Annotated in this window: 22 protein-coding genes and 1 other RNA gene; 14 read left to right on the top strand and 9 right to left on the bottom strand. The window is 61.9% G+C overall.

Going from position 1 to position 24321, the window contains the following annotated elements:
- Positions 1 to 81: 81 nt before the first annotated feature.
- Positions 82 to 2778 (bottom strand): pyruvate dehydrogenase (acetyl-transferring), homodimeric type, encoded by a 2697-nt coding sequence (gene aceE, locus SKZ59_RS03820; RefSeq protein WP_251350656.1) that lies wholly within the window; start codon positions 2776 to 2778, stop codon positions 82 to 84.
- 471 nt (positions 2779 to 3249) lie between these two features.
- Between aceE and folD the strand changes: the two genes are divergently transcribed.
- The 5 genes from folD (at position 3250) to SKZ59_RS03795 (ending at position 8445) form a co-directional block, all read left to right on the top strand.
- Positions 3250 to 4095 (top strand): bifunctional methylenetetrahydrofolate dehydrogenase/methenyltetrahydrofolate cyclohydrolase FolD, encoded by an 846-nt coding sequence (gene folD / locus SKZ59_RS03815; RefSeq protein WP_072455517.1) that lies wholly within the window; start codon positions 3250 to 3252, stop codon positions 4093 to 4095.
- A gap of 50 nt (positions 4096 to 4145) precedes the next feature.
- Positions 4146 to 6215, top strand: coding sequence for a M3 family metallopeptidase (locus tag SKZ59_RS03810; protein ID WP_413774527.1), 2070 nt, complete (start codon positions 4146 to 4148; stop codon positions 6213 to 6215).
- Between the two features lie 5 nt (positions 6216 to 6220).
- On the top strand, positions 6221 to 6658 hold the full coding sequence (locus tag SKZ59_RS03805) for a DNA polymerase III subunit chi (protein WP_099403026.1): 438 nt from the start codon (positions 6221 to 6223) through the stop codon (positions 6656 to 6658).
- Positions 6655 to 7032: a hypothetical protein gene (locus tag SKZ59_RS03800; RefSeq protein WP_219327683.1), complete on the top strand. Its 378-nt coding sequence runs from the start codon at positions 6655 to 6657 to the stop codon at positions 7030 to 7032. The genes SKZ59_RS03805 and SKZ59_RS03800 overlap by 4 nt, the downstream gene beginning before the upstream one ends.
- Positions 7033 to 7302: 270 nt before the next feature.
- Positions 7303 to 8445 carry a branched-chain amino acid ABC transporter substrate-binding protein gene (locus tag SKZ59_RS03795; RefSeq protein ID WP_319990884.1) on the top strand — a complete coding sequence of 381 codons (1143 nt, stop codon included), beginning with the start codon at positions 7303 to 7305 and terminating at the stop codon, positions 8443 to 8445.
- Here the strand turns inward: SKZ59_RS03795 and SKZ59_RS03790 are convergent.
- Entirely contained in the window at positions 8438 to 9340 is a 903-nt protein-coding gene (locus SKZ59_RS03790; protein WP_319990883.1) for a LysR family transcriptional regulator, read from the bottom strand. The two genes, SKZ59_RS03795 and SKZ59_RS03790, sit on opposite strands and share 8 nt — an antisense overlap.
- 91 nt (positions 9341 to 9431) lie before the next feature.
- On the opposite strand from SKZ59_RS03790, the gene SKZ59_RS03785 reads away from it, so the two are divergent.
- A complete protein-coding gene (locus SKZ59_RS03785; protein ID WP_319990882.1) occupies positions 9432 to 10433 on the top strand; it encodes an NAD-dependent epimerase/dehydratase family protein in 1002 nt (333 codons plus the stop codon).
- Between the two features lie 21 nt (positions 10434 to 10454).
- On the opposite strand, the gene SKZ59_RS03780 is transcribed toward SKZ59_RS03785, so the two are convergent.
- Together SKZ59_RS03780 and ilvD are read right to left on the bottom strand one after the other, a co-directional pair.
- Positions 10455 to 10766 (bottom strand): c-type cytochrome, encoded by a 312-nt coding sequence (locus SKZ59_RS03780; protein ID WP_034747381.1) that lies wholly within the window; start codon positions 10764 to 10766, stop codon positions 10455 to 10457.
- A 223-nt stretch (positions 10767 to 10989) separates the two neighbouring features.
- Positions 10990 to 12855, bottom strand: a complete 1866-nt coding sequence (ilvD, locus tag SKZ59_RS03775; RefSeq protein WP_319990881.1) for a dihydroxy-acid dehydratase — start codon at positions 12853 to 12855, stop codon at positions 10990 to 10992.
- Between the two features lie 174 nt (positions 12856 to 13029).
- On the opposite strand from ilvD, the gene SKZ59_RS03770 reads away from it, so the two are divergent.
- The 3 genes from SKZ59_RS03770 to SKZ59_RS03760 all read left to right on the top strand — a co-directional run bounded on the left by SKZ59_RS03770 (position 13030) and on the right by SKZ59_RS03760 (position 16511).
- Entirely contained in the window at positions 13030 to 13941 is a 912-nt protein-coding gene (locus SKZ59_RS03770) for a LysR family transcriptional regulator (protein WP_319991090.1), read from the top strand.
- A 79-nt stretch (positions 13942 to 14020) separates the two neighbouring features.
- A complete protein-coding gene (gene lgt, locus SKZ59_RS03765; protein WP_319990880.1) occupies positions 14021 to 14851 on the top strand; it encodes a prolipoprotein diacylglyceryl transferase in 831 nt (276 codons plus the stop codon).
- 163 nt (positions 14852 to 15014) lie between these two features.
- Positions 15015 to 16511, top strand: a complete 1497-nt coding sequence (locus SKZ59_RS03760) for a GGDEF domain-containing protein (RefSeq protein ID WP_319990879.1) — start codon at positions 15015 to 15017, stop codon at positions 16509 to 16511.
- On the opposite strand, the gene SKZ59_RS03755 is transcribed toward SKZ59_RS03760, so the two are convergent.
- The 5 genes from SKZ59_RS03755 to SKZ59_RS03735 form a co-directional block, all read right to left on the bottom strand.
- A complete protein-coding gene (locus SKZ59_RS03755; RefSeq protein ID WP_219327689.1) occupies positions 16508 to 16972 on the bottom strand; it encodes an EVE domain-containing protein in 465 nt (154 codons plus the stop codon). The genes SKZ59_RS03760 and SKZ59_RS03755 overlap by 4 nt on opposite strands.
- 90 nt (positions 16973 to 17062) lie before the next feature.
- Positions 17063 to 17240, bottom strand: a non-coding RNA gene (gene ssrS, locus SKZ59_RS03750) — 6S RNA.
- 54 nt (positions 17241 to 17294) lie between these two features.
- Entirely contained in the window at positions 17295 to 17606 is a 312-nt protein-coding gene (locus SKZ59_RS03745) for a cell division protein ZapA (RefSeq protein WP_034747344.1), read from the bottom strand.
- On the bottom strand, positions 17606 to 17869 hold the full coding sequence (locus tag SKZ59_RS03740; RefSeq protein ID WP_034747342.1) for a hypothetical protein: 264 nt from the start codon (positions 17867 to 17869) through the stop codon (positions 17606 to 17608). Before SKZ59_RS03740 ends, SKZ59_RS03745 begins: the two co-directional genes overlap by 1 nt.
- A 156-nt stretch (positions 17870 to 18025) precedes the next feature.
- Positions 18026 to 18772, bottom strand: coding sequence for a hypothetical protein (locus SKZ59_RS03735; protein ID WP_319990878.1), 747 nt, complete (start codon positions 18770 to 18772; stop codon positions 18026 to 18028).
- Positions 18773 to 19306: 534 nt separating this feature from the next.
- Between SKZ59_RS03735 and groES the strand changes: the two genes are divergently transcribed.
- From groES to SKZ59_RS03710, 5 genes are all read left to right on the top strand, one after another.
- Positions 19307 to 19597 (top strand): co-chaperone GroES, encoded by a 291-nt coding sequence (groES, locus tag SKZ59_RS03730; protein WP_010400979.1) that lies wholly within the window; start codon positions 19307 to 19309, stop codon positions 19595 to 19597.
- A gap of 50 nt (positions 19598 to 19647) precedes the next feature.
- The gene (gene groL / locus SKZ59_RS03725) at positions 19648 to 21297 is read left to right on the top strand and encodes a chaperonin GroEL (RefSeq protein WP_010400981.1); all 1650 of its coding nucleotides are present in this window, start codon (positions 19648 to 19650) and stop codon (positions 21295 to 21297) included.
- Between the two features lie 210 nt (positions 21298 to 21507).
- Positions 21508 to 22020, top strand: a complete 513-nt coding sequence (locus tag SKZ59_RS03720) for a hypothetical protein (protein ID WP_319990877.1) — start codon at positions 21508 to 21510, stop codon at positions 22018 to 22020.
- Between the two features lie 87 nt (positions 22021 to 22107).
- The gene (locus SKZ59_RS03715; RefSeq protein ID WP_319990876.1) at positions 22108 to 22665 is read left to right on the top strand and encodes a GNAT family N-acetyltransferase; all 558 of its coding nucleotides are present in this window, start codon (positions 22108 to 22110) and stop codon (positions 22663 to 22665) included.
- 117 nt (positions 22666 to 22782) lie between these two features.
- A complete protein-coding gene (locus tag SKZ59_RS03710) occupies positions 22783 to 24321 on the top strand; it encodes an oligopeptide:H+ symporter (RefSeq protein ID WP_034747932.1) in 1539 nt (512 codons plus the stop codon).

Below are 24321 nucleotides of genomic sequence, written 5' to 3'. Positions count from 1 at the left end.
ATTTTATTTGTCAGATGGACCCGCACACACGCCAGGGCGGCGCTTTCGCACCGCCCTGGCATCATCGGGTCCGCACAACGATTACTGGGTCACCGGATTCGGTTTGTTCGCGTCGATGCCGTACTTGGCAATCGCCTGCTCCACCACCGACACGTCGATCTTGCCTTCGTCAGCCAGCGATTTGAGCGCGGCCACGGTGACATAATAACGGTTCACTTCGAAGAACTCGCGCAGCTTGGCGCGGCTGTCCGAGCGGCCAAAGCCATCGGTACCGAGCACTTTATAAGTGCGGCCCTTCGGCATGAAGGCGCGGATCTGTTCTGCAAACGCGCGCATGTAGTCGGTCGTGGCGACGATCGGGCCATCCGTGTCCTGCATCAGCGACGTCACGTAAGGCACGCGCTGCTCTTTCGACGGGTTGACCATGTTCCAGCGTTCCGCATCCTGGCCATCGCGGGCCACCAGGGTCAGCGACGGCGCCGACCACACGTCCGCAGCCACGCCCCAGTCGTTGGCAAGCAATTCGGCGGCGAAGATCGATTCGCGCAGGATGGTGCCGCAACCGATCAGCTGTACGCGCAGCTTGGCGTCCGCCGGACCTTCCTGCAGCTTGTACATGCCTTTCAGGATACCTTCTTCCTGGCCTGGCTTGATGCCTGGCTGGGCGTAGTTCTCGTTCATGATCGTGATGTAGTAGAACACATCTTCCTGGTTGGCGATCATGCGGCGCAGGCCGTCCTGGATGATGACGGCGACTTCATGGCTGAAGGTCGGATCGTACGGCATGCAGGTCGGGATGGTCGCGGCGAAGATATGGCTGTGGCCATCTTCGTGCTGCAAGCCTTCGCCGTTCAGCGTCGTACGGCCAGCCGTGCCGCCCATCAGGAAGCCACGGGCGCGCATGTCGGCCGAAGCCCATACCTGGTCGCCGATGCGCTGGAAGCCGAACATCGAGTAGAAGGTGTAGAACGGGATCATGATGCGGTCGTTGGTCGAGTACGACGTCGCCGCGGCGATCCACGAGCTCATGCCGCCCGCTTCGTTGATGCCCTCTTGCAGGATCTGGCCAGCCTTGTCTTCGCGGTAGTACATGACCTGGTCTTTGTCGACCGGCTCGTACAACTGGCCTTTCGGGTTATAGATGCCGATCTGGCGGAACAGGCCTTCCATGCCGAAGGTACGCGATTCATCGACCAGGATAGGCACGACGCGCTGGCCCAGGTTCGGGTCTTTCAGCAGGGTCGAAATGACGCGCACAAACGCTTGCGTGGTCGAGATTTCACGGCCTTCAGGCGTCGCTTCCAGCACGTTCTTGAACGCGTCCAGGCCAGGCACCGGCAGGGTTTCTTCCGACTTCTGGCGGCGCTGCGGCAGGTAGCCACCGAGGGCCTTGCGGCGCTCGTGCAGGTAGACCATTTCCGGCGCGTCGTCGGCTGGCTTGAAGAACGGGATGTCGGCCAGCTTGTCGTCAGGGATAGGCAGCGAGAAGCGGTCGCGCATTTCGCGGATGGCTTCGTCGTCCAGTTTTTTCGTCTGGTGCGCCGTGTTGCGCGCTTCGCCGGACTTGCCCATGCCGTAGCCCTTGATGGTTTTCACCAGCAGGACGGTCGGCTGGCCCTTGTGTTCCTGGGCGATCTTGAATGCCGCGTAGATCTTGTGCGGATCGTGGCCGCCACGGGTCAGGCGCCAGATGTCGTCATCCGTCATGTTGGCAACCATTTCCAGCAGCTTTGGATGCTTGCCGAAGAAGTGCTTGCGCACGTAGGCGCCGTCTTTGGCCTTGTAGTTCTGGTACTCGCCGTCGACGGTTTCCATCATCACACGCTGCAGGATGCCTTCTTTATCTTGTGCCAGCAGGGCGTCCCAGCCCGGGCCCCAGATGACCTTGACGACGTTCCAGCCGGCGCCACGGAATTCGCCTTCCAGTTCCTGGATGATCTTGGTGTTGCCGCGCACCGGGCCGTCCAGGCGCTGCAGGTTGCAGTTGACCACGATAACCAGGTTGTCGAGCATGTCGCGTGCGGCCAGGCCGATCGCGCCCAGCGATTCCGGCTCGTCCATCTCGCCGTCGCCACAGAAGGCCCAGATCTTGCGGTTGTCGGTTTTCGCGATGCCGCGTGCGTGCAGGTATTTCAGGAAGCGCGCCTGGTAGATCGCCATGTGCGGGCCCAGGCCCATCGACACGGTCGGGAACTGCCAGAAGTCAGGCATCAATTTAGGATGCGGGTACGAGGACAGGCCCTTGCCGTCGACTTCCTTGCGGAAGTTCAGCATTTGCTCTTCCGTCAAGCGGCCTTCGAGGAAGGCGCGCGCGTAGACGCCAGGCGACGAGTGGCCCTGGATGTACAGCAGGTCGCCGCCGTGGTCGGCCGTAGGCGCGTGCCAGAAATGGTTGAAACCGATGCCCAGCATGTTCGCCAGCGAAGCGAACGAGGACAAGTGGCCGCCCAGGTCGCCGTCAGCGCGGTTGGCCTTGACGACCATGGCCATGGCGTTCCAGCGCATCCACGAGCGCAGGCGCTCTTCGTATTCGAGGTTGCCGGGACAGTGTGCTTCTTGTTTGGTGGGGATGGTGTTGACGTAGGCGGTGGTGCTGGAGAACGGGATCTGGGCGCCGCGGCGGCGAGCCAGGTCAACCATGCGCTCCATCAGGTAATGCGCGCGTTCCGGACCTTCATTTTCCAGAACGGCTTCGAGCGCGTCCAGCCACTCCTTGGTTTCCTGCATATCCGGGTCGGTGCCGATCTGTGTCGTTACCTGGTTCAGTTGAGCTGACATCTGTTGAGTCTCCTTTGTGAACGCCCCACCCCGATTTTCCGGATCGCTGTCGGACGGTATTTCGCTGATTATTTACTATTAAGTCGGTTTAGTGTGGGGATTCTAACAGCGTATTTACTATTTTTCAAATTACGATATAGCATTTCGTATTGTGAAATCACCCTATGAAATTTATGCTGCACTGCCGCAAATTCTGCCCGGAAATTAGCGTGATCAAAGTGCCAAAAACGAATGTACACCCCGGTCGCCCGCACAGGCATACCGGGCCAAGCGGGCCTGAAAAATGTCGAGGGCAAGGCGCAGCGACGCAGACAGTACGCCAGTACGGCAAGGAGCTGCAACGCCGCCATCGGCATTTTCTCAGGCCCGCGTCTCTGGCCCGCTGTTGTCACGCCTTTGCATAGCCAAAACCGCCCCTTTGCACCGGCCGGCTTTATAATCTGTCTTTTCCCTCCCACACAGCCTCCTACCATGCCAGCACAACTGATCGACGGAATCGCCCTCTCCCAAAAACTGCGCAGCGAGATCGCCACGCGCGCCGCCGCCCTCACGGCCAAGGGCATCCAGCCCGGCCTGGCCGTGATCCTCGTCGGCGAAGACCCGGCCAGCCAGGTGTACGTCCGCAACAAGGTCAAGGCGTGCGGCGACGTGGGTTTCCACTCGGTGCTGGAAAAATATGAAGCGGACCTGTCCGAAGCGGACTTGCTGGCACGCATCGCCAGCCTGAACACCGATCCGGCCATCCATGGCATTCTCGTGCAAATGCCCTTGCCCAAGCACATCAACCCGCACAAGGTCATCGAAGCGATCGCCACGACGAAAGACGTGGACGGCTATTCCGTCCTGAGCGCAGGCGAACTGATGACGGGCTTGCCCGGCTTCCGCCCGTGCACGCCATACGGCTGCATGAAACTGATCGAAAGCACGGGCGTGGACTTGCGCGGCAAGCACGCCGTCGTCATCGGCCGCAGCAACACCGTCGGCAAGCCGATGGCCCTGCTGCTCTTGCAAGCGAACGCAACCGTCACCATCTGCCATAGTGCGACCCCGGACCTGGGCCTGTACACGCGCCAGGCGGACGTGGTCGTGGCCGCCGTCGGCCGCCGCAACACCCTGACGGCCGACATGGTCAAGCCAGGTGCCATCGTCATCGACGTGGGCATGAACCGCGACGATGAAGGCAAGCTGTGCGGCGACGTGGATTTTGCCGGCGTGAAAGAAGTCGCCTCCCACATCACCCCCGTACCGGGTGGCGTGGGTCCGATGACGATCACGATGCTTCTCATGAACACGGTAGAGGCCGCCGAGCGCATTTAAGAATCACCGGGGCGGCATGGCCGCCCTTTTATATATGGATGGAACCGACGATGAATACCAACCCCCTGCTTGATTTTTCCGGCCTGCCACGCTTCGACGCGATCACGCACGAGCATGTCACGCCCGCCATCGATACCCTCTTGGAACAGGCGCGCGCCACGGTGGCGCAGCTGGAAGCGCCCATGGAAGAAGTGAGCTGGGAAAACTTCGTCGCGCCCCAGGACCAGATCGCCGAAACCCTGGGCCGCGCCTGGAGCATCGTCAACCACTTGAATAGCGTGGTCGATACGCCTGAACTGCGCGCCGCCTACAATGCCAACCTGCCCAAGGTGACGGAATTCTGGACCGAGCTGGGCCAGAACGAAATTCTGTTTGGCAAATACAAGCAGCTGCAGGCGCGCGCCGATTTCGCCAGCCTGTCGCCGGCGCGCCGCCGCATCGTCGACAATGCCGTGCGCGACTTCCGCCTCGGTGGCGCCGAGTTGCCAGAAGACAAGAAAGAACGCTTTGGCGCCATCCAGGAAGAACATGCGGCCGTCTCGACGCGTTTTTCCGAAAACGTGCTCGACGCCACCAATGACTACAAGTTGCTGGTCGAAAACGAGCTTGACCTGGCCGGCCTGCCCGACGACGTGAAGGCCGCCGCGCGCGCCGCCGCCGAAAAGGCGGGCAAGCAGGGCTATGAATTCTCGCTGCACTTCCCGTCGTACTACCCGATCCTGCAATTTGCCGACAATCGCGCGCTGCGCGAGACCATCTACCGCGCCAACGCCACCAAGGCGTCGGACCAGGGCGACGTCTTCAGCAAGAAAGAGGACTGGGACAACACGCAAAACATCGTCACCTTGTTGCGGCTGCGCAACGAAGAGGCACAACTGCTGGGCTACGCCAATTTCGCCGAAGTGTCGCTCGTCCCCAAGATGGCCACCTCGCCCGCGCAAGTCATCGCGTTCCTGGAAGACCTGGCCAAGCGCGCGCGTCCGTTCGCCGAGAAGGATCTGGCCGAACTGAAACAATTCGCCCGCGAAGAACTGGGCATCGCCGAGCTGCAGGCGTGGGACGTGTCTTACGCTTCCGAAAAGCTGCAGGAACGCCGCTACGCGTTCTCGGCCCAGGAAGTCAAACAGTACTTCCCTGAACACAAGGTGATCGACGGCCTGTTCCGCCAGATCCAGAACCTGTTTGCGGTCGACATCAAGCCCGATACGGCGCCCGTCTGGCACAAGGATGTGCGTTTCTACCGCATCGAGCGCGACGGCAAGCTGGTCGGCCAGTTCTACCTGGATCTGTATGCGCGCGCCGGCAAAAGCGGCGGCGCCTGGATGGACGACGCGCGCGGCCGCCGCGCCGACGCACAACACGTGCAAACGCCGATCGCCTACCTGACATGCAATTTCACGGAACCGGCCGTGATCGACGGCAAGGCTCAGCCTGCCCTGTTCACGCACGATGAGGTGATCACCCTGTTCCACGAATTCGGCCACGGCCTGCACCATATGCTCACCGTCGTCGACGAACTGGGCGTGTCGGGCATCGCCGGCGTCGAATGGGATGCCGTGGAACTGCCATCGCAATTCATGGAAAACTTCTGCTGGGAATGGGAAGTGCTCGAACACATGACGGCGCATGCCGTCACGGGCGAGCCGCTGCCGCGCGCGCTGTACGACAAGATGCTGGCGGCCAAGAATTTCCAGTCCGGCTTGCAAACCCTGCGCCAGGTGGAGTTCTCCCTGCTCGACATGCATCTGCACTATGACTACGATGCCAGCACGGGCCAGAGCGTGCAGCAACTGATCGACGGCGTGCGCGCCAAGTTTTCGCTGCTCATCCCGCCCCCGTTCAACCGCTTCCAGAATGCCTTTGGGCATATCTTTTCCGGCGGCTACGCGGCCGGCTACTACAGCTACAAGTGGGCCGAGGTACTGTCCGCCGATGCGTATGCGGCGTTTGAAGAAGCCAAGGCGCTGGGACCGGACGCCACCACGGCGGCAGGCAAGCGTTATTTACAGGAAATCCTGTCCGTCGGCGGATCGCGCCCCGCGCTGGAATCGTTTACCGCCTTCCGCGGCCGCGAGCCGAGCATCGATGCCCTGCTGCGCCATAGCGGCATGGCCGCTTGATCGCCATGAGCCGTGTCGATTTTCACAGCAACGTGCCGGACAAGCTGGCGTATGCCTGCCGTCTGGCGCGCAAGGCCTATATGGCCGGCAACAAGGTCGTCGTGCTGGTGGCCGACAGCGCCCAGCTCGACGCCTTGAACAGCGCCATGTGGACCATTTCCGCCACGGATTTCCTGCCGCACGTGCTGGCCGGCGATCCGCTGGCGGCGCAAACGCCGATCATCCTGACCGATGACGAAGCGGCCGAGCTGCCGCACCACGACATCCTCGTCAACCTGTCGCAGCTGCCGCCCGCCAATTACGCGCAGTTCCAGCGCGTCTTCGAGATCGTTTCCATGGATGAGCAAGATGCGCAGGCGGGCCGCCAGCGCTTCCTGCACTACCGCCAGCAGAACGTGCAGCCGACCCACTTCGTGGCAGGCAACTCAGTGGACAAACAATGAGCCAGCAGCCATTCGACCAGGGCATCCCCCTGCTGACGGAGGTGCTGCTGGGGCCGGAAGTGGCGGAGGTCGTCGCGCCAGTTGCGGCTCCGCCTGCCGTCGAGGAAGCGCCGGCATTGCCGCCAACGGTGGCGCAGCCCGACTGGGACGCCATCGAACAGCGGCTGACGCAGCGCATCCTGCACCAGGTGCAGGGCAAGATCGACCATCTGCTGGAAGAGCGCATCGCCCATGTCCTGCAGACGGCCCTGCAAAACGCCCTGATCGGCATGCGCGGCGCCTTGCGCGAAGACTTGCAGCAGTCGCTGGAGCAGATCGTGGCGCATGCGGTCAGTCATGAACTGGGACATTTGCACCCACCTGCGCAAGCCTGAGCATGCTGCGCAATGTCGGGTTACGCGCTTTGCGCTAACCCGACCTACCCGACCTACCCTATTCTTCCCTCCAACGCCATTCTTTGGTGCGCTCGCGCCTGCGAAATCGGTGCATCGCGCCTCACTTTGGTGATTGTTGCGACAAAATGTAAAAAGCCCGAAATGCGGCTTTGCGCCGCCTGTTTTTTGTTGTACCTTTCTTCACACGTACCGCCTGTCGAAGCGGTTTTCACGAGACGCCGCCGTATCTTTATCCATTGGAGAATGTTTATGCTGCTCAAGACCAAAGTCCTTCCTCTCGCCCTCGCCCTCGCTTTTGCCGGCCATGCGGGCGCACAGGAAATCATCAAGATAGGCCACGTCGCCCCGGTCTCTGGCGCCAGCTCCCACTTGGGCAAGGATAACGAGAACGCGGCCAAGATGGCCATCGAGGATTTGAACGCCAAAGGCTTCAAGATCGATGGCAAAGCCGTCAAATTCGTGCTGGTCCCCGAAGATGACGCAGCCGATCCCAAGCAGGGCACGGCCGTGGCGCAAAAGCTGGTCGACGCCAAGGTCAACGGCGTCGTCGGCCACCTGAACTCGGGCACGACGATTCCCGCCTCGCGCATTTACTTCAATGCCGGCATTCCGCAGATTTCACCGGCCGCCACCAACCCGACGTACACCCAGCAGAAATTCAACACGGCCTTCCGCGTCGTCGCCAATGACAACAAGCTGGGGGGAACTTTGGGCGCATATGCCGTGGGCAAGCTGCAAGCGAAGAAAATCGCCGTCATCGATGACCGCACGGCCTACGGCCAGGGCGTGGCGGAACAGTTCGTCAAGGGCGCCAAGAAGGCGGCACCAGGCGTGCAAATCGTCGGCAAGGAATTTACGAATGCCAACGCGACGGACTTCAATGCCATCCTGACCAGCATCAAGTCGAAAAATCCCGACCTGATCTTCTTTGGCGGCATGGATTCCGTGGGCGGCCCCATGCTGCGCCAGATGAAGGCGCTGGGCATCAAGGCCAAGTTCATGGGTGGCGACGGCCTGTGCACGGAACCACTGGGCAAGCTGGCGGGCGACGCCGTGGGCGAAGACATGGTTACCTGCGCGGAAGCGGGCGGCGTGACGGGCGCGCAGCAAAAAGGCATGGACGATTTCCGCGCCCGCTACAAGCAGAAATACAATATGGAAGTACAGCTGTATGCGCCGTACGTCTACGATGCCGTGATGACCATGGCCACCGCCATGGCCGACGCCAAATCGTCGAAACCTTCCGTCTACCTGCCATTCCTGGCCAAGGTGCAGTACCAAGGCGTGACGGGTCCGATCTCGTTCGATGCCAACGGCGACATCAAGGATGGGGCGCTGACCTTGTTCACGTATCGTGATGGCAAGAAGACAAAAATGGAAGTGGTCAAGTAAGCGGCTGCGTCGCCACGTAAGCCTGCAAGCCTTCGGCCAGCGCGTCGAAGGTGGCGCGGCAGCGCAGGCTGCCGCGCAAGTCTTCATGCATCGTGACCCAGGTTTCCATCGGTAGCGAAAACGCTTGCGGCAACACGCGCCGCAAAGCCGGATCGCGCGCCGCCAGCCCCGCCTGGCACACGCCGATGCCGGCGCCTGCCCGTATCAGGGCCAGTTGTGCCAGGTCGCTGTCGCTGCGCCAGGCAAAATTTTCCCGCGTAAATCCCTGGAAGGCTACACCCGCGTTGCGCACGAAGGGGCTCGCCTCGTCGTAGCCGATGACGGCATGGCGCGCCAGATCGGCCAGTGCCAGCGGCGTGCCGTGCCGCGCCAGGTAGTCCACGTGCGCATGCAGGCCCAGTTCGATATCGCCCACCTTGCGCGCCACCAGTTGCTCCTGGCGGGGCCGCAGCATGCGCACGGCGATGTCCGCCTCGCGGCGCAGCAAATCCTGCACCTTGTTGCTCAATACCAATTCGATGACGAGGTCCGGATGGCGCGCGCGCAAGCTGGCCAGGATGGGCGGCAGCACTTCCACGCCCACCACTTCGCTGGCCGCGATGCGCACGACACCGGCCACGTCCTGCCCCTGGCTGCTGGCGGCGCGCTCCATCAGGGCGGCAGTATGCTCCATGGTTTCCGCATGGGGCCGCAGCGCCAGCGCCACTTCCGTGGGTAGCAAGCCCAGCTGGGAACGCGTGAACAGGGTCGTGCCCAGCGCCTGTTCGAGCGCGGCGATATGCCGGCCGACGGTCGGTTGCGTGATGGCCAGCGCCCGTGCGGCGCCAGACAGGGAACCATGCTTGAGCACGGCCAGCAGCGAACGGTAGTATTCCCAGGCAATCGAGGTAGTCATACATAAATGTATAGCCTGTGGTCGATGCTCGTCAATTCCCAATTAGCCCTGCGCGGCAGATACTGGCCTCATCAACCACACGGAGGTCAGAATGGACAAAACAGCATTGGTACTGGGCGCCACGGGCGGCATCGGCGGCGAGATGGTGCGTCAGCTATTGGCGGCGGGGTGGCAGGTGCGCGCCTTGACGCGGGGAGCGACGCCATCGCCACGCGGCGACGGCATTGAATGGCTGCGCGGCGATGCGCTGTCGCCCGCGGACGTGCTGGCGGCCGCCAAAGGCTGCGCCGTCATCGTGCACGCCGTCAACCCGCCCGGTTACCACAACTGGGGCCAGCTGGTGCTGCCCATGCTCGACAACACGATTTCAGCGGCGATTGCCGAAAATGCCACCATCGTGCTGCCGGGCACCGTGTACAACTTCGGCCCCGACGCCTTCCCCGTGCTGGCGGAAGACGCGCCGCAACGTCCGCAGACGCGCAAGGGCGCCATCCGCGTGGAACTGGAAGCACGGCTGGAGCGGGCCAGCACGCAGGGCGCCAGGGTCATCATCGTGCGCGCGGGCGACTTCTTCGGCCCCCGCGCCGGCAATAACTGGTTTTCGCAGGGACTCGTGAAACCGGGCCAGAGGGTGCGCAGCGTGCTGTATCCGGGCGCGCCCGGCGTGGGCCACCAGTGGTCCTACCTGCCCGACGTGGCGCGCACGATGCTGCAATTGTTGGCCATGCGCGCCACCTTGCCCCCGTTCTCCCGCTTTCACATGGCCGGCCACTGGGACCACGACGGCCAGCAAATGACGGGGGCGATCGCCCGCGTGGTGGAGCAGGCGACGGGCACTGCGCCCGCCATCCGGCGTTTTCCGTGGTGGCTGGTGGCGCTGGCGTCGCCGTTCGTGGCGACCTTGCACGAAATGCGCGAGATGCGCTATCTGTGGCAAACGCCCTTGTCCATGGAGAATGCGCGGCTGCTGGCCGTGCTGGGCCGGGAGCCGCATACGCCGCTCGACGAGGCGGTGCGGGCGACATTGGAAGGCATGGGCACTCTGCAAAAGGCGGCGGGCAAAAAAAACGCGCCGGGATTGCCGGCGCGCTAATTGCTGGTACTGCGGCACAGATTATTTCTGTGCCAGTACCCATTTGACCAAGGTGTGGGCTTCAGCATCGCTCACTTGCGGGTTCGCTGGCATCGGGATCGCGCCCCAAGTGCCGGAGCCGCCCTTCATGACTTTCGCCACGAGCTTGTTTTCAGCGTCTTTCTGGCCAGCGTACTTGGCAGCCACGTCCTTGAACGCAGGGCCCACCAGTTTCGTGCTCACTGCGTGGCAAGCCATGCAGTTTTTTGCTTTCGCCAGGTCCGGATTGGCCAACGCTGCTTGCGATGCCAGAGCCGATACGGTCAATACACTCACCAACATAAAACGTTTCATTGTCTTTTCTCCAAAGTTACTTCCTGCGGCATTTTACTGTGTTTCCGCAGATGCACTACGAGCCCAGATCAAGCGTTTCAATGTAGTAACGCAGTGTAGTAGCGATTAGGCATTCATATTCTGCCCCATCTGCGCGTCCATGACCATGTTGTTTGTAAGGCGATGTAACGACAAGCGGCCCCGCATAGCCAAACGGGGCCGGCTGTCTTACCTGCGCAACAGATCAGCGCTTCTTCAGCTGCGACAGATCGCGCACGGCGCCACGGTCGGCCGACGTCGTCAGCGCCGCATACGCCTGCAGCGCCTGCGACACGTAGCGCTCGCGGTTGACGGGCAGCCAGGCCGCGTCGCCCTTCGCTTCCATGGCGGCGCGGCGCGCGGCCAGTTCGGCATCCGTCACGCGCAGATTGATGGTGCGCTCGGGGATGTCGATGTCGATGAAGTCGCCCTCTTCCACCAGGCCGATGGCGCCGCCTTCGGCCGCTTCCGGCGAGGCATGGCCGATCACCAGGCCCGAGGAACCGCCCGAAAAGCGCCCGTCCGTGAACAGCGCGCATGCCTTGCCCAGGCCCTTCGACTTGATGTACGAGGTCGGGTACAGCATTTCCTGCATGCCGGGGCCGCCTTTCGGGCCTTCGTAGCGGATGATGACGACGTCGCCTTCATGCACGGTGTCTTCCAGGATGGCAGCGACGGCCGCATCCTGGCTTTCGAACACGCGCGCCTTGCCCGAGAATTTCAAGATGCTTTCATCGACGCCTGCCGTCTTGACGATGCAGCCCTTTTCAGCCAGGTTGCCGTACAAGACGGCCAGGCCGCCATCCTGCGAATACGCGTGGGCCTTGTCGCGGATGCAGCCCGTGCTGCGGTCCGTGTCGACGGCGGCAAAACGCTCCGACTGCGAAAACGCCGTCTGCGTCGGCACGCCGCCCGGCGCGGCGCGGAACAGTTCATGCACGGCCGGATCGTCCGTGCACTTGATGTCGTTTTGCGCGATGGCGTCGGCCAGGGTCGGCGCATGGATGGTCGGCAGAGTCGTGTTGAGCAGGCCGGCGCGCGCCAGTTCGCCCAGGATGCCCACGATGCCGCCCGCGCGGTGCACGTCTTCGATATGGTATTTGTCCGTCATCGGCGCGACCTTGCACAGGCACGGCACCTTGCGCGAGATGCGGTCGATGTCGGCCATCGTAAATTCCACTTCCGCCTCGTGCGCGGCGGCCAGCAAGTGCAGCACGGTGTTGGTCGAGCCGCCCATGGAGACGTCGAGCGCCATCGCGTTCTCGAACGCGGCCTTGGTGGCGATCGAGCGTGGCAGCACCGAGTAGTCATCCTGCTCGTAGTGGCGCTTGGCCAGTTCCACGATCAGACGGCCCGCGCGCAGGAACAGCTGCTGGCGGTCCGAGTGCGTGGCCAGAATCGTGCCGTTGCCGGGCAGGGCCAGGCCCAGCGCCTCGGTCAGGCAGTTCATCGAGTTGGCCGTAAACATGCCGGAGCAGGAACCGCAGGTCGGACAGGCCGAACGTTCGATTTCCGCCACGTCGGCGTCGGACACGGTGCTGTCGCCCGCTTTGATCATGGCGTCGACCAGGTCCAGCTTGATGATCTTCTGGCTGCCGTTGACAACCTTGACGACCTTGCCCGCTTCCATCGGCCCGCCCGAGATGAAGACGACGGGGATATTGATGCGCATGGCGGCCATCAGCATGCCCGGCGTGATCTTGTCGCAGTTCGAGATACAGACCATGGCGTCGGCGCAGTGGGCGTTGACCATGTATTCGACGGAGTCGGCGATCAGGTCGCGCGACGGCAGCGAATACAGCATGCCGCCGTGGCCCATGGCGATGCCGTCATCGACGGCGATGGTATTGAATTCCTTGGCCACGCCGCCGGCCTTTTCGATTTCGCGCGCCACCATCTGGCCCAGGTCCTTCAGGTGCACGTGGCCGGGCACGAACTGGGTGAACGAGTTGACGACGGCGATGATCGGCTTGTCGAAGTCGCCGTCCTTCATGCCGGTGGCGCGCCACAGGGCGCGGGCGCCAGCCATGTTGCGGCCGTGGGTGGTGGTACGGGAGCGGTATTGCGGCATGATGAGGACCTTCCGAGAAATGAATAATGCCTGACTGCCCGGATTTTCAACAAAACCCTGCATGCAGTGGGGGTACGCCAGATTGCCTTGCGCGCGCCCCACTGTCAAATATATGATGCACGTGTCTGTGAGTCGTTTTACATATCACAGCAATCAATCCGCATGGAAACACATATGAACCTGGAACTGCGCCAGCTGCGCTACTTTGTCACCGTCGCCGAGGAATTGCACTTCGGCCGCGCCGCCGCGCGCCTGCACATGACGCAGCCGCCCCTGTCGCAAACCATCATGGCGCTGGAAGAATTGCTGGGCGCCCCGCTGTTCGTGCGCACGCGGCGCGAAGTGCAGCTGACGCCGGCCGGCACGGCCCTGCTGCCCGAGGCGCGCCGGCTGCTGGCGCAGGCGCAGGATTTATCCGCGCTGGTGCTGCGGGCCGCGCAGGGCGAGGCGGGACGTCTGAGCCTGGCGTTTGTCTCGTCGGCCGACTACAGCGTGCTGCCGCCCCTGCTGCGCGCTTACCAGGCGGCCTATCCGCAAGTGCAGATCGCCCTGCAGGAAGCCACGTCGGACCTGCAGCTCGATGAATTGCTGGCCGGGCGCACGGATGCGGGCCTGTTGATCCCGCCCCTGCCCGAAAAAGCGAAAGGGGAACTCGATTACCTGCCCGTGCTGGCCGAAGGGCTGGTGCTGGCCGCGCCGTCCGGCCTCGACATATTGAATACGCCGGGACCCGTGCGCCTGCGCGACGTGCCGCCCCTGCCCTTGATCGTTTTCCCGCGCGCCATTTCTCCCGCCCTGCATGACGCGATCCTCGGCGTCTTCCGCGCGGCCGGCATCACGCCGCAGATCGGCCAGGAAGCGATCCAGATGCAGACCATCGTCAGCCTCGTCTCGGCTGGCATGGGCATCGCGCTTGTGCCACAATCGGTATCGAATCTGATGCGCCCGGGCGTAGAATACAGGCCGCTGCAGGACGCCACGCCGCTGGTGGAAACGGGCCTGGCCTGGCGCCGCGACAATCCGTCCGCCGTGCTGCAAGGTTTTTTGGCGCTGCTGCGCAAGCAGATCGGCGCGGCCGCCGATTAAATTAAGTGGCCGCTAAGACAAAAAACGGCCAGCGCCCCCATACTACGCAACCTTGGCTTTAAACAAAGAAAGAAACCCCATGCTGATACACCCGATGCCCGACCCGATAGCCATCCAGATCGGCCCGCTCGCCGTGCACTGGTACGGCCTGATGTATGTGCTGGCCTTTGCCCTGTTCATTATCCTGGGCAGAGTGCGCATCAAGCAGCCGCATATCGCCGTACTGGGCTGGAAGAAGGAAGACCTCGATGACATGCTGTTCTACGGCATGCTGGGCGTGGTGATCGGCGGGCGCCTGGGCGAAGTGCTGTTCTACCGTCCTGAATACTTCATGCACAATCCGCTCGAGATCTTCATGGTCTGGCATGGCGGCATGTCCTTCCATGGCGGCTTCCTCGGCGTCATCGTGGCCATGTATCTGTGGAGCCGCAAGGCAGGCCGCAACCTGTTCGACGTGCTCGACTTCATCGCCCCGCTGGTGCCGCTCGGCTACGCGGCTGGCCGCCTGGGCAACTTCATCAATGCCGAACTGCCTGGCCGCATCGCGCCGGACACCCTGCCGTGGGCCATGCAGTGGCCGGGCATTCCCTATCCCGTGCACCCGTCGCCGATCTACCAGATGCTGGTCGACGGCATTTTAGTGTTCATCATCCTGTGGCTGTTTGCGCGCAAGCAGCGCCCGCGCATGGCCGTGGGCGCCATGTTCACCCTGCTGTACGGCTGTGCGCGCTTCTTCACGGAATACTTCCGCACGCCGGACTGGGAAGTCGTGTGGCTGGGCGTGCCGATCACCTCGGGCCAGATGCTGTCCCTGCCGATGATCGTCAGCGCCATCGCGCTGCTGGTGTGGGCATATAAAAGCCAGGTGATGGGCACGCCGCCCACCAAGGTCCGCCCGGCAAACACGTAAAACCGCTGTTCCCAGGTGGCGCGCCAGGCAGGCGCGCCACTTTCCCTCCCCCGCCTCCCGGCAACATTTCCCTCAACACAATTAAATTTCCTCGCGGAATAGACTTGCTGTTGACATCTCGGTATCATCGTTTTCACATGCCGCCACCGGGGAGTGCCTTGCCATGCCGCCTGCCGGACAACAACTGACGTACTCGATTGCGCTGGGTGCCAGCTATGTGCTGGCGCAGCTGGCCTTGACGGCCTGGGCCGGCACGCACGCGCCGTACGTCAGCTATGCGTTCAACATTGTCGCGCCCCTGCTGGCGCTGGCGGCCTGTTGCCGCTGCGCCTATCTCAGCGCGGCGGGCGCCGCCAGGACAGGCTGGGCCCTGTTCGCCGTGGCCATGCTGTTCTGGAGCACGGGCATGATATTGTCCGCCTGGCAGGATCTGAGCGGGCAAGTGGCATCCGACGCCACGTATTTTTCCGATTTCGCCTATTTCATGTATGGCGCGCCCCTGCTGCTGGCCATGTCGTCCGTGACGCACAGCCATCCCTCGCGCACGCTGCAATGGCTCGACGCCGTGCAAGTGCTGCTGGCGGCCTACCTGGCCTATACGGCCATCTTTTCCGTGTCGCCATTCGACCAGCGCTCGATCGCGCCGATTCCCGCCAGCCTACTGGTGCTGACCTACAACGTGGAAAACCTGGTCCTGGCCTGCTGTGCTTCGCTGCGTCTGCTGGCGCACCGCCGCGATGGCGGGCAAGGCCGCTTTTACCTGCTGCTGACGGTGTTTTTATGGTGCTATGCGGGCTGCGCGGCCGCGTATAACTATCTGACCCTGCATGGCGTGACGCAAGCATGGAGCGAAGTGCTGCCCAGCCTGCCGTTCCTGCTGCTGGTGCTGCTGGCCACGCGCGTCACGGCGGCGCAATCCGCAGCCGAAAATACACAGGCGCAGCAAGCCCCGCAAAAGCTGACCCTGCTGATCGACAATTTCAGTCCCATCTTCTTTACGGCCGCCCTGCTGGGCCTGGGCTTTGCCGTCATGCGCGCGCATTTCTACCTGGCGGCGGCGTCGCTGTTCGTCGCGCTGCTGGTCCACGCGCTGCGCTCGGCCACCCTGCAAAGCCGCTACATGCAAAGCGAACTGGCCTTGCGCGCCGCGCATGACAAACTGGAAAAGTTGTCGCTGACGGATGGCTTGACGGGCATCGCCAACCGGCGCTGCTTCGACCAGACATTGCAGCTGGAATGGCAGCGCGCCGCGCGCAACCATCAAGGGCTGGCACTGCTGATCATCGATATCGATTTCTTCAAAAGCCTCAACGATACCTTCGGCCACCCGTATGGCGACGCCTGCCTGGTGCGGATCGCGGCCGCCCTGCATTCCGCGCTGCCACGCGCCAGCGACCTGGCGGCACGCTTCGGCGGCGAGGAGTTTGCCGCCATCCTGCCCGCCACCGATGGCGACGGCGCGCTGGCCGTGGCGCACAAGATGCAGGAAGCGATCGCCGCGGCCGCCATCGTCCACGCGCCGTCGCGCGGCGGCCTGGTGACGGCCAGCATCGGCCTGGCACTGAGTTACGGCGGCCAGACGCCGGAACAATTGCTGGCCGCCGCCGACCAGGCCCTGTACCGGGCCAAGCAGAATGGCCGCAACCGGGTCGAAAGCTAGCCTTTCAGCTTATTGGTAATCACTTTCCATTGCGCCGGCGTCACGGGCGTGATCGACAGCCGGCTGCCTTTCTTGAGCAGCAGCATGTCTTCCAGTTCCGGCATCTGGCGCATCTCGGACAAGGGCAGCAGCGCCGTCTTCTTCACGCCGCGCACGTCGACACTGATCCAGCGCGGCTGTTCCTGTGTGGCCTTCGGGTCGAAATATTTGCCACCCTCTTCAAACTGGCTGTGATCGGGATACGCGCCGCTGGCCACTTCGGCCACGCCCGCCACGCCCGGCTGCGGGCAGCTCGAGTGATAGAACAGCACGCCATCGCCTGGCTGCATGCCATCGCGCATGAAATTGCGCGCCTGGTAGTTGCGCACGCCGAACCACGGCATGGTGTGCTGGGGCGCCGCCATCAGGTCGTCGATGCTCACTTCATCGGGTTCGGATTTCATCAGCCAGTATTGTTTCATGCAGACTCCGTATCAAAGTGACAGGCGTAAAAAAACGGTTGCGCATCAATGCTGCAACCGTTTTCAGTTGTACTACCAAGTTACTGCGAATTGGGCCCCGCCTGTGCCGCTATGCCGGCATCCCGAACCAAACGGTTCAAGGTGGTCACGTTAGTTCAATTTCGGGTTCGTCGAACGAGCGACGCTCACTCCCATCAAACAAAATTCGCAACCGATGCGCATAAATGGTTCAAGGAATATATGGCAATCGCGAACACCGCAGGGTAGACCCAAGTTTACTCCTTTGATCGCGCATCGCAAAGACAAATCGTCGCGTGCACGCTTAAAAAAGGTTTTCCTGGGGCGTCAGAGCGCTATCAAGGACAGTATGCATGGCCGAGATTTTCTGCTTCACTTCCAGGATCGTCAATTCCGACAGCGGACCTTGCGGCGACTTCACGGAGAGGAACTCCGCGGCCACGCCCAAGGCGGCCAGCACGGCGATGCGGTCGTTGCCCTTGACCTTGCCCGCGTCGCGGATGGCTTTCATTTTGCTATCGAGATAGATCGCCGCTTCGCGCAGCGCACGCTCTTCGCCGTCGCGGCACACCATGCTGTAGGACTGGCCCATGATATTGACATCGACACGCGGCATCACGCTTCCTTCTCGTTCTCGGCAATATAGGCGCCCGCTTCCGAAGCGGCTTGCTCCAGGCCGGCTTGCACCAGTTCGGGAATTTTTTCCAGCAAGGCTTCGACCCGCTCCTGCGCCTCGCGCATGCGCTGCACGTACAGCGCGTTCTCGGCGGCCAGCGCGGCGTTATCCTTGCGCAGTTGCGCGTTTTCACGGCGCAGCGCATGGGTCATTTCGGCCAGCAGGCCTATTTTGTCGGATAATTCGTTGAATTCGGAAATCATCCCGCCACTATAGGGCGGACGCTCCATGGGCGTCAATCGAATCACGCCGCTGTCACACATATTTACATCAATGCAGGTCAGTTGCCGTGAAATACACGCTTTTTCCGGCGCTTTTCGCCAAGTGCGCGCATCTGCCAGCGCCGCGATGGCAGCGTTTTACTCGTCGACGTAATCGGGTTCGATATCGAGTCCGCCATAGCGGTTTTCGCAAGAGCGGCGCGTCAGCGTCTGTTGTCCGCTCTTGCCGTCAAGCACCATCGTCAAATCGCGGCAAGTACGGCCGTAGCTACCAGGTTTGCCGTCCGTGCCCGAGGGCGTCAGGCGCACCGCCAGCGGTACCGCATTGCCCAGTCCCTTGTTGCTCCACTGGCGCGTCTTGCCATCCTCTTCATCCTTCAATGTGCGCACGGCGGCCGTCAACAGGGCTTGCTTTTCCTTGGCATTCAGCTTGGCGATGGTGACGTCGGACAGGAAAGGCGGATACACGACGGGCGCCGGATCCTTGCCCTGCACATCCCAGCGGCCGCTGTTCTGCGAACAGGTGCGGCGGCTCAGGTCCTGCGACTTGCCGCCCGCCGTGACGACGAATTTCAGGTCGCGGCAGATGTGCGCCTTCAGGCTGTGTTCCGTCATGCCGGAGTTGCTGAAGTTATATGTGACTTTGACCAGCACGCCGCGGTCGCCGCCGTTGTCCCACACGTGCGCTTCCTGGTCGTCGTCATCCTTGTTCAGATCGTTGAACAGGTCGCCCAGCAGCATTTCCTTTTGCTGCGGCGTCAGGGCGGCTACGGTGATCTCGTCGACGATGGTGGGCGTTTGCGCGGCGGCATTGCCCAGGCAGGCGAGACCGATGACAGTGGCGCCCAACAGGCGCAGGGCGGGATGGGAAGTGGTCAATGGCATGGTGTGCTTTCTGCTGCAGATAAGGATGTGTGGCGATATTGATATGCAATTACAATCATCTTATCAAAGTCCATAGTAAAACTGTGTTTCCTGTGCGTACAGGAACGCCGTTCGCCTGACGGGCATGCTAGAGTCGCGCCTGTTGCTGACGCCCGGGAACGAGGCTTGCGTTTGCGCAAACCCTGCGTAAATGCAGGCTGCGCAGAACGTCTAAGCTTATCTTCCCGGAGAATAAGCCCTTGAATAAGCCCCCTACCGTCCCTATAATTAGCACTCGTTAGTAGAGAGTGCTAACAAACTCTTTCGTAGCAATCCTCAGGACATGATGGTGTCTGCCGGGCAACAGCAGGGAACGCTACGCGGCGGGCGACGCCGCGATGCCACCACTGCCTAGCTGGCACGCACTCGATGACATGGGGTTTGCTTGACCGTTGCGGGCTGCTTTCAACGGCGGTCACTGAAAGCAGGTCTGGCGCTGTGCCAGGCATGTATTCATTTAGCAACACCTATCCATTGAACTTTAAGGAGTTTTGTATGAATCTGCGCCCATTGAACGATCGCGTCATCGTCAAACGCCTCGACCAGGAAACCAAAACTGCGTCCGGCCTCATCATTCCTGATGCAGCTGCTGAAAAACCGGATCAAGGCGAAGTCCTTGCCGTAGGCAATGGCAAGATTCTCGACGACGGCAAAGTCCGTCCTCTGGATGTCAAAGTAGGCGACCGCGTCCTGTTCGGCAAATACGCTGGCCAAACCGTCAAAGTTGACGGCGATGAGCTGCTGGTCATGCGCGAAGAAGACATCATGGCGATCGTCGTCAAGTAATTGTTTCCACGTTGTAGACAGATACATCCCGAAACTCAGGAGAATTGAACATGGCAGCTAAAGAAGTAGTATTCGGCGACGCAGCGCGCGCCAAGATGGTCGAAGGCGTCAATATCCTCGCCAACGCAGTCAAAGTCACCTTGGGCCCGAAAGGCCGCAACGTGGTTCTGGAGCGCTCGTTCGGCGCCCCTACCGTCACCAAGGATGGTGTGTCGGTAGCGAAAGAAGTTGAACTCAAAGACAAGCTCATGAACATGGGCGCGCAAATGGTCAAGGAAGTTGCTTCCCGCACCAGCGACAACGCCGGCGACGGCACCACCACCGCAACCGTGCTGGCACAAGCCATCGTGCGCGAAGGCATGAAGTTCGTTGCCGCCGGCATGAACCCGATGGACCTGAAGCGCGGTATCGACAAGGCTGTTGCAGCCACCGTCGAAGAACTGGCGAAAATCGCCCGTCCTTGCACCACGACCAAAGAAATCGCCCAAGTAGGCGCGATCTCGGCGAACTCGGACTACTCGATCGGCGAGCGTATCGCTGAAGCGATGGAAAAAGTCGGTAAAGAAGGCGTCATCACCGTGGAAGACGGCAAGTCGCTGAACGACGAGCTGGACATCGTTGAAGGCATGCAGTTCGACCGCGGCTACCTGTCGCCATACTTCATCAACAACCCAGAGAAACAAGTTGCCGTACTGGACAGCCCATTCGTCCTGCTGTGCGACAAGAAAATCTCGAACATCCGTGACCTGCTGCCGGTACTGGAACAAGTCGCAAAAGCTGGCCGTCCACTGCTGATCATCGCAGAAGACATCGAAGGCGAAGCGCTGGCGACCCTGGTTGTGAACAACATCCGCGGCATTCTGAAAACCTGCGCAGTGAAAGCCCCTGGCTTCGGCGACCGCCGCAAAGCCATGCTGGAAGACATCGCTGTCCTGACCGGCGGCCAAGTGATCGCTGAAGAAGTCGGCCTGACCCTGGAAAAAGTGACCCTGGCCGAACTGGGCCAAGCGAAACGCATCGAAGTGGGCAAAGAAAACACCATCGTCATCGATGGCGCCGGCGAAGCTGCCTCGATCGAAGCACGCGTGAAACAAGTGCGTGTACAGATCGAAGAAGCGACCTCGGACTACGACCGTGAAAAACTGCAAGAGCGCGTCGCCAAACTGGCTGGCGGCGTTGCCGTGATCAAGGTTGGCGCAGCCACCGAAGTCGAAATGAAAGAGAAAAAAGCCCGCGTTGAAGATGCACTGCACGCTACCCGCGCTGCCGTGGAAGAAGGCATCGTGCCAGGCGGCGGCGTAGCCCTGCTGCGCGCACGCGCCAACATCACGGTCAAGGGCGACAATCCTGATCAAGACGCTGGTATCAAGATCGTCCTGCGCGCAATGGAAGAGCCACTGCGCATGATCGTGCAAAACGCTGGCGAAGAAGCTTCGGTCGTCGTGGCAGCCGTACTGGCTGGCACGGGCAACTACGGCTACAACGCTGCCAACGGCACGTATGGCGACATGGTTGAAATGGGCGTTCTGGACCCAGCCAAAGTGACCCGTTCGGCGCTGCAAAACGCCGCTTCGATCGCTTCGCTGATGCTGACGACCGACTGCATGGTCTGCGAAATCGCTGACGACAAAGCAGGCGGCGGCATGGGCGGCGGCATGGGTGGTATGGGCGGCATGGGCGGCATGGACGGCATGATGTAATGTCCGGCGGCCAGTCGCGCAGGCGACGGCGCGACTGGCCGCATACGCCGGGACAGGGCTGGCAGACCAAAAGCTGTCAGCCCCTCCCCGGCGGCCCCAAAAGCCACCTTCTACGGAAGGTGGCTTTTTTTCGTCTATGAATTTGGCAAACCCGTTTGGCAAACCCGTTGGCAAGCCCGGCGATTGCCCGCCTGCCCGTTTTGCTTTAGCATGGCCGCCATCGTCGTTCTTTCTCATCCCACCATCATGCCGCCACGCGCCTCTTCTTCCAAAACCACCATCATCGCCGGCATCCTGGCCGGCTTGCTGGCCGCCGGCCTCGGCGCTTTCTACCTGCACCAGCAATCCGCGCCGCACGGTGACCATGCCAAGGCCTCAAGCAGCCAGACGACGGCGCAAGAACAGAACGCACGCGCCGTCGATGCCTTGCTGGCTTTGCCGGAAATCAAGGCCTGGTCGGCGCATATCGAAAAGGCTTCGGGCGGCCGCGCGCACGGCGCCGTGATGGAAACGTCGCCCGAGACGCGCCTCGTCGATGGCGTCGCCTGCTATCAGCTGAGCTTTTTCGAAAGCACGCCCGATGCGGCGCACCGCTGGGAAAGTTTCGTCGTCACGCCCGACGGCAAGCGCATCCTCGTCGACGACACCGTCAGCGGCGACCTGATCAGCCTGGAACAATGGCGCAAGGACAACGCGCCCATGCAGCGCATCGCCACGCAGTAACGCCCTACACCGGCGAGCCTTGCGGCGGGACGCTGGCGTTGCAGCGCAAGCTTTACTTTCTGGCATCGAAGACCGATACTCGCCCACATGCCCGCCATCACTGTCCGCCCCCTCACGCCAGACGACGCCAGCGCCTACCGCGCGCTGCGCCTGGCCGGCATCGCCGAACTGCCCGCCGCCTTCTGCACCACGCATGCGGCGGAAAGCGGCTTGCCGCTGGCACGGATAGCCGAGCGCTTGTGCACCACATCGCACCAAATAATATTTGGCGCTTTCGACAAGGAACAATTGATCGGCATTGCCGGCCTGCGCCGCGAACCGATCGCCGTCGTGCATGACAAGGCCAGCCTGTGGAGCGTGTACGTGGCGCCGCAGGCACGCGGACACGGCGCGGGACGGCAACTGGTGCAGGCCGCCATCGCGCACGCCTGCGGCGTGCCCGAACTGGCCCGCGTGCGCCTGGCCGTGGCACAGGACAACAACGCGGCATTGACCCTGTACCTGGGCTGCGGTTTTACCATGGAGGACGGTCCCGCATCGGATGGCATGCTGCAAATGCAACTGTTGCTGCCCCGCCCTGCCCGTGCAAGTGCCGAAAGTAATGTCTTTATGAAAATCAATACCTTACAAATCCCTGCGAAATAGCGGACAGGCCGTTTTTTCTGTTGCAAGCAAACGCGGCAGGCCTTAGCATCGCGGCTTACAAAAAAAACTTGGGGAGAGCCAATGTCATCGGCCGAGACACAAACCGCCACGGGCAAAATGCCCCGGCAAATACCGTACATCATCGCCAACGAAGGCTGCGAACGCTTCAGCTTTTATGGCATGCGCAACATCCTGACGCCATTCCTCATCAGCACCTTGCTGCTGATGATCCCGATCGACCAGCGCACGGGCGAAGCCAAGCACGTGTTCCACACCTTCGTCATCGGCGTGTACTTCTTCCCGCTGCTGGGCGGCTGGCTGGCCGACCGCTTCTTCGGCAAATACAACACCATCTTCTGGCTCAGCCTCGTGTATTGCGCCGGCCATGCCTGTCTGGCCCTGTTTGAAAACAGCGTCAACGGCTTCTATTTCGGCCTGTTCCTGATCGCCTTCGGTTCCGGCGGCATCAAGCCGCTGGTGGCCTCGTTTGTCGGCGACCAGTTCGACCAGACCAACAAGCACAAGGCCAAGCTGGTCTTCGACCTGTTCTACTGGATCATCAACTTCGGCTCCTTCTTCGCCTCGCTGCTGATGCCGCTGTTCCTGAAAAAGTATGGCCCGTCGATCGCCTTCGGCATCCCCGGCCTGATGATGCTGGCCGCCACCATCGTCTTCTGGATGGGCGCCAAGAAATACGTGCACGTGCCGCCAGCACCGCCGAACCCCGATTCGTTTACCCGCGTGGCCCGCACGGCCCTGCTGGCCCGCGTCGATGGCGGTTCGCGTCCCGGCCTGTACGTGGCCTACGTCGGCGTGATCGGCGCCCTGTATGCGTTCTACAGCATTCCCGAATGGGGCTTCGTGATTTCCGCGTGTACCGCGCTGGTATTGCTGCTGGCCTTCGGCAGCATCGGCACGGCCATGCAGCTGGAACGCGCACGTGGCATCCACCCTGACGAAGCCGTCGAAGGCGTGCGCGCAGTGCTGCGCATCCTCGTCATCTTCGCCCTCGTCACGCCGTTCTTCTCGCTGTTCGACCAGAAGGCCTCGACGTGGATCGTGCAGGCGAACACCATGGAAAAACCAAGCTGGTTCCTGCCGGCGCAGATGCAGGCGCTGAACCCGATGCTGGTGATGCTCCTGATCCCGTTCAACAACCTGGTGCTGTACCCGATGCTGAACCGCTTCGGCTGGGAAGCGACGGCCCTGCGCCGCATGACGGCCGGTATCGGCTTTTCCTCGCTGGCGTGGATCGTCATCGGCTTGCTGCAACTGGCCCTCGACAGCGGCAGCGCCGTCTCCATCATGTGGCAAATCCTGCCGTACGCGCTGTTGACGTTCGGCGAAGTGCTGGTCTCGGCGACGGGCCTGGAGTTTGCGTACAGCCAGGCGCCCGTCTCGATGAAGGGCGCCATCATGAGCTTCTGGAATCTGTCGACCACGGTGGGCAACCTGTGGGTGCTGATCGTCAACCGCAGCGTCATGAACGAAGGCGTGATCGGCAAGATCGCCGAAAGCGGCATCAGCGTGACGGCCTTCCAGATGTTCTTCTTCGCCGCCTTCGCCGCCGTGGCCATGCTGGCCTTCGGCCTGTATGCGAAGCGCTACAAGATGGTCGACAACTACCGCCAGGCGGTGGTGCCGGGCAAGGCGTGA

Source organism: Janthinobacterium sp. GMG2, from assembly GCF_033949445.1.
Lineage (GTDB): Bacteria > Pseudomonadota > Gammaproteobacteria > Burkholderiales > Burkholderiaceae_D > Janthinobacterium > Janthinobacterium aestuarii.
Note: the sequence above shows the minus strand (reverse complement) of the source record. Positions and strands in the feature narration are given on the sequence as shown.